Source organism: Eleftheria terrae, assembly GCF_030419005.1.
GTDB classification, from domain to species: domain Bacteria; phylum Pseudomonadota; class Gammaproteobacteria; order Burkholderiales; family Burkholderiaceae_C; genus Caldimonas; species Caldimonas terrae.
Genome location: NZ_CP106951.1, coordinates 1,341,635 through 1,357,898, shown reverse-complemented (window position 1 = coordinate 1,357,898; position 16,264 = coordinate 1,341,635). Strand labels below are relative to the sequence as shown.

At 69.0% G+C, this 16,264-nt stretch carries 13 protein-coding genes; all 13 read left to right on the top strand.

Annotation, left to right across the window (positions count from 1 at the left end; genetic code table 11):
* Window positions 1-66 precede the first annotated feature (66 nt).
* A complete protein-coding gene (locus tag N7L95_RS05935) occupies window positions 67-984 on the top strand; it encodes a DUF2167 domain-containing protein (RefSeq protein ID WP_435870090.1) in 918 nt (305 codons plus the stop codon).
* A 72-nt stretch (window positions 985-1,056) separates the two neighbouring features.
* A complete protein-coding gene (locus N7L95_RS05930) occupies window positions 1,057-1,674 on the top strand; it encodes a CDP-alcohol phosphatidyltransferase family protein (protein WP_301258896.1) in 618 nt (205 codons plus the stop codon).
* 77 nt (window positions 1,675-1,751) lie between these two features.
* The gene (locus N7L95_RS05925) at window positions 1,752-3,509 is read left to right on the top strand and encodes a bifunctional alpha/beta hydrolase/class I SAM-dependent methyltransferase (protein WP_301258895.1); all 1,758 of its coding nucleotides are present in this window, start codon (window positions 1,752-1,754) and stop codon (window positions 3,507-3,509) included.
* A 9-nt stretch (window positions 3,510-3,518) separates the two neighbouring features.
* Window positions 3,519-4,826: a phosphatase PAP2/dual specificity phosphatase family protein gene (locus tag N7L95_RS05920; protein WP_301258894.1), complete on the top strand. Its 1,308-nt coding sequence runs from the start codon at window positions 3,519-3,521 to the stop codon at window positions 4,824-4,826.
* Window positions 4,823-5,269, top strand: a complete 447-nt coding sequence (locus N7L95_RS05915) for a hypothetical protein (RefSeq protein WP_301258893.1) — start codon at window positions 4,823-4,825, stop codon at window positions 5,267-5,269. Before N7L95_RS05920 ends, N7L95_RS05915 begins: the two co-directional genes overlap by 4 nt.
* A 29-nt stretch (window positions 5,270-5,298) precedes the next feature.
* Entirely contained in the window at window positions 5,299-5,910 is a 612-nt protein-coding gene (locus N7L95_RS05910) for a lysophospholipid acyltransferase family protein (protein ID WP_301258892.1), read from the top strand.
* A complete protein-coding gene (locus N7L95_RS05905) occupies window positions 5,907-6,866 on the top strand; it encodes a phosphatidate cytidylyltransferase (protein WP_301258891.1) in 960 nt (319 codons plus the stop codon). Before N7L95_RS05910 ends, N7L95_RS05905 begins: the two co-directional genes overlap by 4 nt.
* Window positions 6,867-7,181: 315 nt before the next feature.
* Entirely contained in the window at window positions 7,182-8,588 is a 1,407-nt protein-coding gene (locus N7L95_RS05900; RefSeq protein WP_301258890.1) for a TIGR03013 family XrtA/PEP-CTERM system glycosyltransferase, read from the top strand.
* 40 nt (window positions 8,589-8,628) lie between these two features.
* Window positions 8,629-9,264, top strand: coding sequence for an XrtA/PEP-CTERM system exopolysaccharide export protein (locus tag N7L95_RS05895; protein ID WP_301258888.1), 636 nt, complete (start codon window positions 8,629-8,631; stop codon window positions 9,262-9,264).
* 151 nt (window positions 9,265-9,415) lie between these two features.
* Window positions 9,416-10,963, top strand: a complete 1,548-nt coding sequence (locus tag N7L95_RS05890; RefSeq protein WP_301258887.1) for an XrtA system polysaccharide chain length determinant — start codon at window positions 9,416-9,418, stop codon at window positions 10,961-10,963.
* Window positions 10,964-10,978: 15 nt separating this feature from the next.
* Complete coding sequence (locus tag N7L95_RS05885; protein ID WP_301258886.1) at window positions 10,979-12,070, top strand: XrtA-associated tyrosine autokinase; 1,092 nt, start codon at window positions 10,979-10,981, stop codon at window positions 12,068-12,070.
* Window positions 12,071-12,204: 134 nt separating this feature from the next.
* Complete coding sequence (locus N7L95_RS05880; protein WP_301258885.1) at window positions 12,205-13,638, top strand: TIGR03016 family PEP-CTERM system-associated outer membrane protein; 1,434 nt, start codon at window positions 12,205-12,207, stop codon at window positions 13,636-13,638.
* Window positions 13,639-13,646: 8 nt separating this feature from the next.
* Window positions 13,647-15,731, top strand: coding sequence for an XrtA/PEP-CTERM system-associated ATPase (locus N7L95_RS05875; RefSeq protein WP_301258884.1), 2,085 nt, complete (start codon window positions 13,647-13,649; stop codon window positions 15,729-15,731).
* Window positions 15,732-16,264: the final 533 nt, after the last annotated feature.

The window sequence follows — 16,264 nt, the reverse complement described above, 5'->3', positions numbered from 1 at the left end:
GTGTCTTCCACCGCCTGCACGTCCGCCCTGGCGGTCCCCGCCTTGCTGAACCGCCTGTCCCCGCTGATGCGCCGCGTGGCCGCCGCCGCGCTGCTGACCCTGGGGGCTGCCGTGCTGCCCGCCGCGCCCGCCTGGAGCGGCGAGGCGGAACCGAACGCTTCGGTGCAGGCCGGCCTCGATGCCGAGCTGGCCGCCGCCAGCCAGGCCGCACAAGCTGCGCAGACGGTGGGCCCGGCCGATATCAAGGTGCGTGACCAGGCGGTGCTGCACCTGCCGAAAGGCTATGTCTGGGTGCCCCAGACCCAGGCCAACCGCCTGATGCGCGCGATGGGCAACACGGTCGACAACCGCATGGTGGGTCTGGTGTTCCCGGCCGGTGAAGAGAAGTGGATGGTGGCGGCCGAGTTCGAGCCGGCAGGCTACGTGAAGGACGACGATGCCCGCGACTGGGACATCGACGAGCTGTACACCAGCCTGAAGGACGGCACCGAAGCCGGCAACGAAGACCGCAAGTCCCGCGGCTTCCAGGAGCTGGAGATCGGCCCCTGGGTGGAGAAGCCCACCTACGACAGCAGCAACCACCGCCTGGTGTGGGCCCTGTCGGTGCGTGACAAGGGCGCACCGGCGGACGGCACGCAGAGCATCAACTACAACACCTATGCGCTCGGCCGCGAAGGCTATGTCTCGCTCAACCTGATCACCGAGCTGAAGGACATCGGCCAGGACAAGGTGCATGCCGCCACCCTGCTGAGCGCGCTCGAGTACAACGCCGGCAAGCGCTACGCCGACTTCGACGCCTCCACCGACAAGGTGGCGTCCTACGGCCTGGCCGCCCTCATTGCCGGTGGCGCGGCCAAGAAGCTTGGCCTGTTCGCGGTGATCGGTGCCTTCCTCGCCAAGTTCGCCAAGGTCGCGCTGCTGGCAGGCGCCGGGCTGATCGCCGGCGTTGCGAAGCTCTTCAAGCGCAAGGCCGCTGCCGAGTGAGGCAAGAAGGGGCAGGTGGTGCGGCGCTGGTGCCGTGCCCCGGTCCCTAAGCCCGTCGGCGTCAGGAGTCGTGTGTCCATCTATCAACTCAAGCCGCGTTTCCAGGCCCTGCTGCGGCCGGCGGTGGCCGGGCTGGCCCGCCGGGGCGTGACGGCCAACCAGGTGACGCTGGCGGCATGCGCCGCCTCGGTGGCCTTGGGCCTGGCGCTTTATGTGGTGCGGCCCGCGCCGGCCTGGCTGGCGCTGCTGCCGTTGTGGCTCTTCCTGCGCATGGCGCTCAATGCGGTCGACGGCATGCTGGCCCGCGAGCACGGCCAGCAGTCACGCCTGGGCGCCTACCTGAACGAGTTGACCGACGTGCTCTCGGATGCCGCGCTCTACCTGCCCCTGGCCGCCTATGCGCCATTCGACGGCTTCTGGATCGCCACCATCGCCTTGCTTGCCGCACTGAGCGAGATGGCGGGCGTGCTGGGCCAGACGCTGGGGGCCTCGCGCCGCTATGACGGCCCGATGGGCAAGAGCGACCGGGCCTTCGTCTTCGGGGCGCTGGCCCTCGCCATGGCCGTCGCCCACCCGCTGCCGCCCTGGGCCGGAGCCATCCTGCCGCTGGTGGCGGCACTGACGGCCTGGACGGTCTGCCGGCGCGTGGCACGCGGGCTCAGCGAGGCGACAGCCCGCCCGCCAGGATGAATCGAGCACGAGGCCCGCATCGGCCGGCGTTTTGCAACGCGGGCCGCGACGCATCGCCCCGCAGGAAGGTTTCCGAAATGACACGCGTACATACAGAACACCAATTCGAAACGCACGATCAGCAGTCGCTCTACTACCGCCGCTGGGCCGTCGTGCCCGGCCAGCCGCGCCAGGGGGTGGTGGTGTTGCTGCACCGCGGCCACGAGCACTCGGGACGCATGGCGCACCTGGTGGACGAACTCCAGCTGGCCGACCATGAGTTCTATGCCTGGGACGCACGCGGCCACGGCCGCTCGCCCGGCCGACGTGGCCACAGCCCGAGCTTCGCGACCTCGGTGCGCGACCTGCAGAGCTTTGTCGACCACCTGGCCCATGTCCATGGCGTGAAGCAGGAAGACATCCATGTGGTGGCACAGAGCGTGGGCGCGGTGCTGGCTGCCACTTGGCTGCACGACTACGCGCCGCGCGTGCGCGGCGTGACGCTGGCATCGCCGGCCTTCCAGGTGAAGCTGTACGTGCCTTTCGCCCGCGCGGGACTCAAGCTGCTGACCGCCTTGCGCGGCGACTTCTTTGTCAACAGCTATGTCAAGGCCCGCTTCCTGACCCACGATGCCGAGCGCATCGCCAGCTACGAGCGTGACCCGCTGATCACACGGCCAATTTCGGCCAAGGTGCTGCTGGGCCTGTATGACGCGGCGGAGCGGGTGGTGGGCGATGCCGCGGCCATCACGGCGCCGGTGCAGCTGCTGATCTCGGGGGCCGACTGGGTGGTGCACGCGGCGCCGCAACACCGCTTCTTCGAGCGGCTGTCCAGCCCGGTGAAGGAAAAGCACGTGCTGCCGGGCTTCTATCACGACACCCTGGGGGAGCGCGACCGGGCCACAGCCGTGCGCTCCATTCGCGACTTCATCCTGAAGCTCGCCGAGCAGCGGCCTCAGCGGCCCTCCTTGCTCGACGCTCACCAGCGCGGGCCCACCTTTGAGGAGTCCCAGGCGCTGGCGCGGCCGCTGCCGGCCAGCTCGCCGCGCGGGCTGTACTGGGCCGCGACCCGGGCCGGCATGAAGCTCGGCGGCCTGCTCAGCGACGGTGTGAAGCTCGGACATGCCACCGGCTTCGATTCCGGCAGCACGCTCGACTACATCTACCGCAACCAGGCCCGTGGCCGTGGCCCGGTCGGCCGGCTGATCGATCGCAACTACCTAAATGCCATTGGCTGGCGGGGCATTCGCCAGCGCAAGCTGCATGTCGAGGAACTGCTGGGCCGGGCCATGCAGCGCGTGCGCTCGCGCCATCTGCCGGTGCAGCTGATGGACATCGCAGCCGGCCATGGCCGCTATGTGCTGGACGCGGTGGCGCAGCAGTCGCAGCGGCCCGACAGCATCCTGCTGCGCGACTACAGCGAGCTCAATGTGCGGGATGGTGCCGCACTCATCCGCTCGCGCGGCTTGCAGGACATTGCGCGCTTCGTGCAGGCCGACGCCTTCGACCGCGCCAGCCTGGCTGCCAGCCGGCCGGCGCCCACCGTGGCGGTGGTGTCCGGCCTCTACGAGCTGTTTGGCGACAACGCCCTGGTGGCCCGCTCGCTGGCCGGCCTGGCCGATGCGATGCCGCCGGGTGCCTGCCTGGTCTATACCAACCAGCCCTGGCACCCGCAGCTGGAGCTGATCGCCCGGGCGCTGACCAGCCACCGGCAGGGCCAGGCCTGGGTGATGCGCCGCCGCACCCAGCAGGAGATGGACCAGCTGGTGGAGGCCGCTGGCTTCCAGAAGATCGAGCAGCGCATTGACGAGTGGGGCATCTTCAGTGTCTCGCTTGCGGTGCGCAACGCCGGCTGAGCGCCCGCGATGATGCGCCTGCCTCCGCTGTGGCGGCCCGGCCTGTGCTGGCTGGTGGTGCTGGCCCCGCTGTTCTTCATCAGCTACGGCGTGGCCAACCACCATGCGGCCGGCTTGCCGGCGGTGCCCAGCATCGTGTTCGACTGGGAGCGCTGGGTGCCGCTGTGGCCCTGGACCATCCTGCCGTACTGGTCCATTGACCTGTTCTACGGTCTGTCGCTGCTCATCTGCCGCGACCGGCTTGAGCTGGCGCACCATGCGCGGCGCCTGTTGACGGCCCAGCTCATCGCCGTCGCCTGCTTCTTCCTGTTCCCGCTGCGGTACTCGGTGAGCAGGCCGCCGCTGCAAGGCTGGTCGGGCCGCTTGTTCGACGCCCTGGCCGGCTTCGACCTGCCCTACAACCAGGCGCCCTCGCTGCACATCGTGCTGCTGCTGATCCTGTGGGACTTCTACCGCCGTCGCACCCGCGGCGCAGCGCGTGCGGTGGTGCATGGCTGGAGCCTGCTGATCGGCGTGTCGGTGCTCACGACCTGGCAACACCACTTCATCGACATTCCCACCGGGCTGCTGGTGGGCCTGCTGTGCCTCTGGCTGTGGCCGCTGGACGGCGCGCGCCCGCAATGGCAGTGGCCTGCCGACGGTGTCCGCCGGCGTCTCGCGCTGCTCTATGGCGCGGGCGCGGCCGCACTGTCACTGCTGGCCGTACTGGCGGGACGGACCGGCTGGTGGCTGTTCTGGCCGGCGGCCTCCTTGCTGCTGGTCGCCTTGTGCTACGCGGGCGTGGGTGCCGGCGGCTTCCAGAAGCGCAGCAACGGCCGCCACACGCTGGCCTCCCGCTGGTTGTTTGCGCCCTATCGGCTGGGTGCCTGGGTCAATGCCCGGCTGTGGACGCGCTGCGTGCCGCCGGCAGCCGAGGTGTGCGACGGCGTCTGGATCGGCCGGCTGCCGCGTGCCGGCGAGCCCGAGCACCGGCAATTCGATCGCATCCTCGATGTGAGCGCCGAGCTCTCGGTGCGCCATCCGCGCCTGCACGCGCTGCCGCAGCTCGACCTGGTGGTGCCCGCGGCGACTCAGCTGCGCGCCGCTGCCGAGCACCTGCAGCGCCTGGCCGGGCAGGGCAGCGTGCTGGTGTGCTGCGCCCTTGGCTATTCGCGCAGCGCCGCCGTGGTGCTGGCCTGGCTCTGCCTCAGCGGCCGCGCACCGAGCGTGGCGGCGGCCGCGGACCTGCTGCGCCGGGCCCGGCCGCAAGTCGTGCTGAAGCCCGCCTTGCTGCTGGCGGTGGCGCAGGCCATTGCGCTGCCCAGCCCCACGCCATGAACGAGACCGGCTCCGCCCCGCTGCCCGAGCAGGACCGCTGCGACTGCGCGGTGACGGCGGACTTCCTCGCCACCTCCCGCTGCTGGGATGGGCTGGCTGCCGGCAGCGCGGCGCTTGCTGCCTGGCTGCTCGCTCGCCAGGCGCCGGCGGCCGGGTGGCCGGCGGCGATGCTCTTGCTGGCGCTCGGCATCGAGCGCTATCTCGCCGTGCGCCTGTCGCTGGACCGCCGGCTGTTCGAGCGCCTGGCGCGGGCCGAGGGCTTGTGTCTGGCCACGCTCGATGCGGCACTGGCCGCGCATTTCCGGCTGCCGCCACACAAGGTCGGCCGGGCACTGGCCCCGCGCATCGCAGGCGCTCGCCGGCTCTACCGCGCTCATGTGGCAGCCGCGCTGGCGCTGTCAGGGCTGGCGTTGGCGGCGCTGGCCGGTGGCGCATGGACCTGAATCAAGCTGACGTCAAGGAGTCGCACTGCATGTCCCGTGTGCATGACCTGATGGCCTGGCCGGTGCGCCTGCTGGTGCTCGCCGCGGTGCGCGCCTGGACCGGCGCGCGCCCGCTGTGGGCCGGTGAGCCGCCAGGCGGGCGCCCCTGCGTCTACTTTGCGAACCACACGAGCCACGGGGATGCCGTGCTGGTCTGGGCCACCTTGCCCGCCCACCAGCGCCGGCGCCTGTGCCCGGTGGTCGACGCGGAGCCGGGCGGGGCCACCGCGCTGCGGCGCTTCCTTGCGCGCTGCCTGTTCGCATGGCCCCGGCCGGCCGGTGACTCCGGCGCTGCCACGCTGCAGGGGCACTCGCTGCTGGTCTTTCCCGAAGGCTGCCGCAATACCGGCGAGCAGGCCTTGCTGCCATTTGCCGCGCCGCTGTACCAGCGAAGGCAGGCGCATCCGGAGATGGATTTCGTTCCGGTATGGATCGCCAACATGCGCCGCGTCATGCCGCCCGGCGAATGGCTGCCACTGCCGCTGGCCTGCACCGTGAGCTACGGCGTGCCGCTGGTACGGGTCGATGGCGAGGACGAGGCCACCTTCCTGGCCCGGGCTGCGGCCGCCGTGCTGGCCTTGCGCCCTGAGGAGGAAACATGATCCTGGATGCCTTGCCACTGCAGGACCCGACCTGGCAGCTCTTCGCCGGCACACTTGCGGTGCTGCTGGTGGCCTCCATCGTGGGTGGCCTGCTCAAGTGGCGTGTCGCCCAGGGCCGGCCCCATGCGGTGATCGACAACCTCAACAGCCGGGTCAACGCCTGGTGGGTGATGGTGGCGCTGCTCGGTGTGGCCTTCACCTTTGGCAAGCCGGGGGCGCTGGTCCTGTTCGCCTTCACGTCGTGGGCCGCGCTGCGCGAGTACATCACGCTCACCCACACCCGGCGGGCCGACCACCTGGCGCTGGCGCTGCTGTTCTACCTGGTGCTGCCGCTGCAGTACTTCCTGATCTGGATCGAGTGGTACGGGCTGTACTCGATCTTCATCCCGGTGCATGCCTTCCTCGTGCTGCCCATCCTCGCCTGCCTGCGCGGCGACACGCGGCGCTTCCTCGAGCGGACCGCCAAGGTGCAGTGGGGTTTGATGATCTGCGTCTACTGCGTCTCGCACGTGCCGGCCCTGCTCACGCTGGAGATTCCCGGGTATGAAGGCCGGCAGCTGCTGCTGGTGGCCTACCTGATCATCGTCGTGCAGGGCAGCGACGTGCTGCAGTACGTGTGGGGCAAGCTGCTGGGGCGGCACAAGATCGCGCCGGAGCTCTCGCCGTCCAAGACGGTGGAGGGCTTCGTCGGCGGCGTGGCGTCGGCCACCCTGCTCGGCGCAGCGCTTCATGGTGTGACGCCGTTCACGCCGCTGCAATCAGCCGCCGTGGCACTCACCCTGTGTCTGATGGGCTTCCTTGGCGGGCTGGTGATGTCGGCCATCAAGCGCGACCGCGGTGTGAAGGACTGGGGCACCCTCATCGAAGGCCATGGCGGCATGCTGGACCGGCTCGACTCGGTGGTCTTCGCCGCGCCGATGTTCTTCCACATCGTGCGGTTCTGGTGGACACCCTGACACATTGTGGATGAGGGGGCTGTGGCTCACTTGCGGTGTCTCAGCTTCATACAGTTCTGTCATGCAAGCACCTGGCTGGCCTTGCTGTTCTTGGGACCTGCGCCACAGCGCCGCATGGCCCACATCCTGCTACCTCCCTTACGTCTCTTGCGAAAGTGTCTGTTTTCGAGCGGAGCGACCCCTCACTCAAGGGGGCGCTAGCCCCTGTTTAAAGGATTGTGCGAAAAGTCCGATTGGGGAGAATGCCGTTGCAAGAGTTTCAGGCTCTTACCGCTCGCCTGTCGTTCGGCCGAGGGAGCTACTAGGGAGGACAGAATGAGGGTGTTCCGGGTTTTTCATCATCATGTCGCGCTATCAACGCTGTTGGAGTTGATCGCGGACAGCCTGCTGTGTTTTCTCGCAGCCCTGTTCATCGCTTCGATGATTCACTGGGTGCCGGGTGACCATGTCAAGGTCGTCGCACAGGCCGACATGTTCTGGCTGGCAGCCGGCTTCGCGCTGGCCATGCTGCTGCTGTATTCCTTTGTGGGCCTGTACCGCCAGGGTGCCGAGCCAATGGGCGCCGGAAGCATCGTGCGGCGCGGACTGCTGGCCCTGTTCATCGGTGCCTGCCTCACCTACCTGCTGATCGACTCGGTGACCGGCGGCGCCTCGCCGGGCTATGTGGTCGCGCTCGTGATGGCCTACCTGCTGGTCGGCCTGATCGTGGTGCGGCTGGCCGTCTTCATGATGCAGCGCCTGATCGGCGCGCCCCGGGTGCTCATCGTCGGCACTGGTCCCGAAGCGCAGAGCGTGGCGGCCGATCTGGCCGCGCTGCGGCGCATCGAGCGGCGTGTGGTTGGTTTCTACCCCACGTCCACCGAAGGTGCGGCTGCCGTGCCGGCCAACAAGGTGTTCGCGCGCGGGTTGTCCATCGAGGAGGTGGTGGCGCAGAACGATGTGGACGAGATCATCGTCGCGGTGCGTGAGCAGCGCGGTGGCGGCATCCCGGTCGACCAGCTGCTGGCCTGCCGCATTCGCGGCACCCCGGTGCTGGACCTGGCCGGCTTCTACGAGCGCGCGAAGGCCGAAGTGCCGATCGACAGTCTGAAGGCCAGCTGGCTCATCTACAGCCAGGGCTTCGTGCAGGGTCCGGCGCGCACGGTGGCCAAGCGCGTGTTCGACATCGTGACTTCGCTGCTCCTGCTGGTCGTGTCGGCGCCCATCATGCTGCTGACCGCACTGCTGATCCGGCTGGACAGCCCGGGCCCCATCATCTACCGGCAGGAGCGAGTGGGCCTAGGCGGCCGCTCCTTCATGTGCCTGAAGTTCCGCAGCATGCGCAGCGATGCCGAGAAGGACGGCGTTGCCCGCTGGGCCACGCAGAACGACTCGCGCATCACCCGGGTGGGCGCCTTCATCCGCAAGACCCGCATCGACGAGCTGCCGCAGCTGCTGAGCGTGCTGCGCGGTGAAATGAGCATGGTCGGCCCGCGGCCCGAGCGGCCCAGCTTCGTGCAGGAGCTGAAGGAGCAGATCCCGTTCTACGACCTCCGCCACAGCGTCAAGCCCGGCGTGACCGGCTGGGCACAGATTCGCTACCGCTACGGCGCCTCGGTGGACGATGCCCGAAAGAAACACCAGTACGACTTGTACTATGTGAAGAACAACTCCCTCTTCCTGGACCTTCTGGTCCTGATCGAGACGGTGAGTGTGGTGCTGTTCCGCGAAGGCGCCCATTGAGCGCGACAGTGACAGCGGTCCGGTTAGGAGGAAATCGTTGATGTGGAATTCGAGCTCGGGCGGCATGCGTCGCTCCCTGCGTGTCTGGCTGGCTGCCGCTGCTGCCGCCTTGCTGACGGCCTGCGGCACCACCGGCCAGTACCCGCCGGCGCCGGTCTCGGCACAGACGCCGGACCACCGTTATCAGATCGGTGCGCTCGACACCCTCAATATCGTCGTCTGGCGCAATCCCGAGCTGTCGTCCACCGTCTCGGTCCGGCCGGACGGTCGCATCTCCACCCCGCTGGTCGAAGACGTGATGGCCGCCGGCCGCAGCCCGGCCGAATTGGCTCGCGACATCGAGAAGGTGCTGGGCAAGTACGTGCGTGATCCGGTCGTGACGGTGGTGGTCAGCAACTTCCAGGGCACGTTCTCGGAGCAGATCCGCATCGTCGGCGAGGCCGCGCGCCCGCAGGCCGTGCCGTTCCGGCAGAACATGACCTTGCTGGACGTGATGATCCAGGTCGGTGGCCTGACCGACTATGCCAATGGCAACGGCGCGGTGCTCGTGCGCGGTGCCGAGGGCGGCAAGCAGTTCAGCGTGCGACTGAAGGACTTGCTCAAGCGGGGCGACATCTCCGCCAATGTCGACGTGAAGCCGGGCGACATCATCATCGTGCCGCAGAGCTGGTTCTGAGCCCGCAGGGCCGGACAGCTGCCGCGGGTGCGCCTGGGCCCGGCTCATCGCGGGCCGGGGGCCATGCTTGTGGCAGGGCGCGAATCGTAAACCGAGGTGGGTGCCTCGCGCCGTTGGCCGGCGCGGGGCCAGGAACAGGGTCTGAGACGGTATGAACGAATATGTTCGCCAGGCCGCTGGCGTGCTGTACGAGGTATGGCAACGCCGTTGGATCGCGTTGTTGGTCGCCTGGGCGGTCGCGCTGCTGAGCGGCGCGGTGATCTTCGTCTACAAGGACCGCTACGAGGCCACCGCGCAGGTCTACGTCGACACGCAGACGGTGCTCAAGCCCCTGATGGCCGGCCTGGCCTTCCAGCCCGATGTCGACCAGCAGGTGCGCATGCTGGCCAAGACACTGATCTCGCGGCCGAACGTCGAGAAGCTGGTGGACACGCCGGAGATGGACCTCGCCAGTTCCGACCCCAAGTTGCGCGCGCGGACCATCGACGCGCTGATGAAGAAGATCCGCGTCACCCCGAGCGGCGGCGGCAACCTCTACACCATCAGCTACCGCGACAGCGACGGCCAGCGCGCCCATCGCGTGGTCGAGGGCCTGGTGAACCTGTTCATGGAAGCCAGCATCGGTGGCAAGAAGCGCGATTCGCAGGAAGCCAGCCGCTTCATCGACGAGCAGATCCAGGAATACGAGTCCAAGCTGGTGGATGCCGAGAACCGCCTGAAGGATTTCAAGCTGCGCAATTTCGGCCTCACCGGCATGTCCAACCAGGACTACTTCGCCCGCATGTCGACCTTGTCGGACGAGGTCAACAAGCTGCGCATCGACCTCAGCGCCGCCGAGCGCTCGCGCGATGCGCTGCGCAAGGAGCTGAACGCCGAGGAGCCGCAGCTGCCCCCCGAGGCGATGTTGCCGGCCGGTGGGCCGGTGGTGTCCGAGCTCGATGCCCGGCTGGACGCCCAGCGCCGCCAGCTCGATGACCTGCTGCGCCGCTACACCGATGATCATCCGGATGTCATCAGCGTGCGGCGCACGATTGCGGCCATCGAGCAGCAGAAGAAGCAGGAAGTCGACGCGCGAGCCGTCAGCGGCCGCGGCCGGCAGGCGGCGGCGACCAACCCCGTGTTCCAGCGCATTCGCATTGCGCTGGCGGAGGCCGAGGCCAACGTCGCCTCGCTCAGTGGCCAGCTGAGTGCGCAGCAGACCCGGCTCGAGCAGATCCGCGCGCTGGCCGGGCGGGTGCCGCAAGTCGAAGCGGAGCTGGCCCAGCTCAATCGCGACTATGAAGTGATCCGGAAGAACTACGAGCAACTGGTGTCTCGCCGTGAGGCCGCCTCGCTGGGCGTGAAGATCGACCAGTCGTCGCACCTGACCGATTTCCGCATGGTGGAGCCGGCCCGCGTTTCGCCGGGGCCGGTGTTCCCGAGCCGCAAGATCCTGGGCTTGCTGGCCATGCTCGGCTCGGCTGCGGCCGGCTGCGTGGCAGCCTTCCTGATGACGCGGCTCTTCCCGTCCTTCCACGACGAGAAGGCCCTGCGCGAGTTGAGCAAGCGCCCGGTGCTCGGCAGCGTCGGGGTGGTTCAAACCGACGAGGGGCGGCGCAAGGAGCGGCGCGAGCGGCTGCAGTTCGCTGGCGCGGCCGGCGTGTTCTTCGTCGCCAATATGGCGTGGGTCGGCTGGATCACCCTCCAGGGCCGGGTCTGAGGACGGGTGGCAAGCATGAGCATCATCGAACTGGCCGCCAAGCGGCTCGAAGAACTTCGCCGCGCCGGCGTGGAGGTGCCCTGGGCGCCTTCGGAATTCGGCAGCTGGGATCCGCAGGAGCCGAGCGAGCCCATCGTGCGGCGGGTGCCGCCGCTTGGGGGCGCCGAGCCGGCCCCGGTCGCCGTGCCGCCGAGGCCTGCTGTACCCGCTGCGGGGCCGGCCCACGCGACAGCAAGGCCGCTGTCAGCGCCGCCGGCCGTGCCGTTCGCCGAGCCCGCCGGGGCAGCCCGATCCCCCGCCGCAGAGCCGGGCGATGCGCTGGCAGGCTCCGGCTTTCCGGCCTTGCCGCACATCGACGCGCCGGCTGATGCCGGCGCGGGCGCCGAGCGCCGCTCGCGCAGCGTGGCGCTCGACCTCGACCGGTTGGCGCGTGCCGGCTACCTGGTGCCGGGCCGACCGGAGGCCGAACTGGCCGACGAGTTTCGCGTCATCAAGCGCCCCTTGATCAAGAACGCCCAGGGCCAGTCGGCGGCGCCGCTGCACCGCCCCAACCTGATCCTGGTGACAAGCGCGATGCCTGGCGAAGGCAAGAGCTTTTGCGCCATCAACCTGGCGCTGAGCATCGCGATGGAGGTCGACAAGACCGTGCTGCTCGTCGATGCCGACGTCGTCCGACCGGCCGTGATGAGCCGGCTCGGCCTGGGCGTCGACCGCGGGCTGCTGGACGTGCTCAAGAACCCCGGGCTCGACCTGTCCGAAGTGCTGCTGCGCACCAACGTGCCCAAGCTGTCGGTGCTGCCGACCGGCGCGCCGGGCATCAACTCGAACGAACTGCTGGCCAGCAGTGCGATGGAACGTCTGCTCGACGAACTGGCCACACGCTATGCCGACCGCATCGTGATCTTCGACGCGCCGCCGCTGCTGCCGACCACCGAATCCCGGGTGCTGGCCACCCGGGTGGGGCAGGTGGTTATGGTGGTCGAGGCGGGCCGCACGACCCGTGCGGCCGCCACCGAAGCGTATGCGGCGGTGGAAAGCTGCCCGGTGGTGATGTCGGTGCTGAACAAGACGCGCGGTCCGGCTTCGGTCGCCCGTTACGGCTACTGAGCCGGGGACGACGCATGCCTGGTGCGCACCGCCCTTGCTTTCCCTTGCTGCGCCTCACGCGGTCCCTGCAACTGGCCATGTGCTGCCTGGCGGCGACGCCGGCCGGCGCGCAGCCGTTGCGGGCTGAGGCCGATGTGACGACGACCCTCACGGCCACCAGCAACAGCACCTATGGCCAGAGTGGCAAGGCCCATGGCGATGTGCTGCTCGACGTCGCACCACGCTTGCGGCTGCAGCGCGACGGTGCGCGGCTGAAGCTCTCGGGCGAGGTGGGCGCCAATGCGGTGCACTACGCACGCGGCACGCTGGCCGACCGGCTGCTGCCGAATGCCCGCCTATCGCTGGAGTCGCAGCCGGTGGAGCAGTGGCTGCGGCTTGACGCCAATGCCGCCGTCGAGCAAAGCGCTTCCGACGCCTTCGCCGGCCAGCCCGAGGCAGGCTCTTCGCTGAACCAGGCCACCACCAAGCGGCTGCGGGTGGCGCCTGCCATCGACCGGCGGCTATCGCCCACCTTGGCGCTGCTGGCACGCAGCGAACACGCCTGGACCCGGCGCAGCGGTGACGACAGCGCCACCAGCGCCGGGGGCGACCGCGTCTACCAGCAACAGCAGCTGGTCCGCCTCAGCCGGCAGCCGCTGCCCTTTGGTGGATCGGTGGAGTATTCCCGCGACGATGCTTCCTATGGCGGCGACAGCATCTCCGCGCTCGAGCTCGAGGCGATCCGCCTGGTGGCCAGCTATGCGGTGGACCCGGAGCTGGTGCTGAGCCTGGTCGCCGGCCATGAGCGCAGCGCCTTCCTGGGCACCGACGAGAGCGACGCCATCTACGGTGCCCGGCTGCAATGGTCGCCCACCGAGCGCACCGAGCTGCAGGCTGCGGTGGAGCGTCGCTTCATGGGCACCGGCTGGAACCTGCAATGGCAGCACCGCTCGCCCTTTGTCGCCCTCACCGTGCGCGCCAGCCGCCAGCCGGTGGCCCTCAGCACGTCCCAGCGGCTGGGCAGCAGTGGCGGCGACACCGCATCCCTGCTGGATGCCATCCTGACCACGCGGCACCCCGATCCTGTGCAGCGGCGCCAGCTGGTGCAGGACATGATCGCCCGCCTGGGCCTGCCGGCCCAGCTGTTGCGCCCGGTGGAGCTGTTCTCGAACTATGCACAGCTGGAGCAGGACACCTCTGCCAGCCTGGCCCTGCTGGGGCGGCGTACGACGCTCACTGCCACCCTGTACGTTCGCAAGCTCGAACGGCTGCGGCGGGCCGACGACCCCCTGGCCGACCTGGGCGGCGGCAGCGCGGACAACGAACAGCGCGGCATCGCGTTCAACCTGAACCGCCGCCTGAGCGCCACCACACAGGCCGACCTCGGCTTGTCCTGGGCACGGGTGGTGGGGCAGGGCTTGCTGGAAGGCTCGCGCAGCCATGAGAAAGTGCTGCGTGCAGGTTTGCACCACAATCTGTCGCCGCAGACCCAGGTCAGCGTCGGCCTGCGCCGTGCGCTGCTCGACTCCAGCGTGACCGGCTCAGCTCAGGAATCCGCCGGCTTTGTCGGCCTGGGCCACCGCTTCTGAGAAACCTCATGTACGAATCGCACTTCGGCTTTTCAGGCGCGCCCTTCCAGCTCAACCCGGACCCGTCGTTCTATTTCGACAGCCGCGGCCATGCCAGCGCGCTGGCCTACCTTCGTTTCGGCGTTTACCAGGGCGAGGGTTTCATCGTGGTCACCGGTGACATCGGTGCCGGCAAGACGACGCTGGTGCGCACGCTGCTCGGCGGGCTCGACCGCCAGCAGGTCGTGGCCGCCCAGGTGGTCAGCACCCAGCTCGAATCGGGTGACCTGCTGCGCGCAATCTGCACCGCCTTCGGCATTGCGCCGGCCGGCAAGACGAAGGCCGAGCTGATTGCCAGCCTGGAGGCTTTCCTCACCGCGGTGGCGGCCAGCGGCCGGCGCGCCTTGCTGGTGGTGGACGAAGCCCAGAACCTCAGCCTGGAGGCGATCGAAGAACTGCGCATGCTGTCGAACTTCCAGCTGGAGCACCATGCGCTGCTGCAGAGCTTCCTGGTCGGGCAGCCGGAGCTGCGCAAGCTGCTCGAATCGCGCGCGATGGAGCAGTTCCGCCAGCGGGTGATCGCGTCCTGCCACCTGGGCCCGCTTGACGTGGTCGAGACCCGGGCCTATGTCGAGCACCGCCTGCGCCGTGTCGGCTGGCAGGACCGTCCCTCGTTCGATGACGCGGCCTTCGAGGAAATCCACCGCTGGACCGGCGGTATCCCGCGTCGCATCAACCTGCTGTGCAACCGCCTGCTGCTCGGGGCGTACCTCGGCAACAGCGACGAGGTCAGCGCCACGCTCGTGATGCAGACGGCCCGCGAAATGCGGGGCGAGGTCGGCGAGACGACGCTGGTCGCGGCGGTTTCCAAGCCGGCGGCGGCCGAGTCCGGGGCCGGTGATGATCCGCTGCCTGCCTTGCCCGCCGAAGCGGTCCGCGAGCTGCATGTGGCCGGCGTGTCCCTGCAGCGGCCGATCGTCTGCCTGGTCGACTCACCGGCCAGCTACATGAAGGCCTGCGCCTTCGCGTCCGAAAGTGCCAGGCAGCCCGAGCTGCCGGCGGTCGTGACTTTCAATGGCGGTCTGCAGGCCGACGTGCGCCTGCCCGGTGAGCTGGCCGAGGTCTTGCCGCGGCCGGCGCTGGACGTCCACCTGCAGGCCCGGGGTGAGCGCTTCGGTCCTCGCGCAACGCAGGTCCTGGCTGCCTTCGACCAGCTGTTGCTGGAGCTGCAGCCCGCCGCGGTGATGGCCATCGGCAGCAATGACGATGTGCTCGCCTGCAGCCTGGCGGCGCACAAGGCCGGCGTGCCGGTGGTGCGCGCCGAGGCAGGCAGGCGCAGCGGCGATCCTTTTGGCGCCGACAGCAATGCCATCCTGCTGGACCGCCTGGCCACCGCCCTCTACACCAACGAGCTGAGCACGCACTACACCCTCTACCGGGAAGGCATTCCTGCCGACCGGGTGCACTGCTTCGGCAACCTGATGCTCAACCTGCTGCACCTGGCGGTGCCGGCAGCTGCCGAGGCGGAGGCAACGCTGCAGCGCGAGACCGCTGCAGCCCGCGGCCTCAAGCCGCAAGACGGCTATGTGTTGGTCACCTTGCAGTTCGAGCCGGAATCGACCCGGGTTGAAGTCCTGAGCGACCTGGTGTCCGGCTTTGTCGCGATGCCGCCGGACCTGCGCGTGATCTGGCCCATGCAGGACGAGACCCGCTCGGCGCTCGAGCGGGTGGGCCTGGGACGCTGGATCAAGAACAGCAAGATCGATGCGCTGAGCGGGCTCGGCTACCTGGAACGCCTGGGCCTGCTGCAACGCGCCAACTGCCTGCTGGCCGGCGGCGATGCCGACCTGGCCGAGGAGGCGCGCGCGCTGGGCGTCCCGGTGGTGCGCCTGGTTGCCGCCGGCCATCCGGCCGAGTTCGGCGAGGCCGGTGCGGTGCACGAGGTGCAGCGCGCCCTGGCCCTGGTGGGCGAGGCGGCCGCTCGCACCCGCCCGCGGCAGGAGGAGGCCGGTTACTGGGACGGCGGCCCCGCCGCCCGCATGGCGGAGCACCTCAGTGCCTGGCTGTGGCAGGAAGACGCTGCCATTCACCCGCAGGCCAGCCTGCGGTCGTGACCAGCGGCGCCGCCCGGCGGCGCCCTTTGTGCAGCCGCGACCGGCTGCGGTGGTTTGACACGCCGCTTGGCTTTGTCGCTGCCGGCTGACGAGAAACCGGGGGAATGCCAATTTCCTGCGGTCAGACCGTCAGAAACGTGAACTGCTTCACACATCGAGTTGCGTGGGACACATTTCCACGAACTCGCGCCACTTTGTAACCCCTGGAGGCGGCTAGCGCATCGGCTGTGCCTGCCTCCAGGAGAACCCTAGGTTTCGGTATAGCTGGCGATGCGGCCGCCCCAGGCCCTTTGCAGCGAGGGTGAACACTTGCCGCGGCAAGCACATGTCGTTACGGGAGCGTTACTTCGCTTACAGAAGAGCCCTAAGCCCCACCTAGCATTCCGCCGCATTCAAAGGAGTACCCGCCGGACATTCGCGGCGGACACAGGACCAGCGCCAATACAAGAGGTGGCCGACCCGCTCCCACGCGGTGAGCCCCTGGCACTGGAATAGGCCGACGGATCGAGGCAGCGCCCGCTGCCCCAGGACGC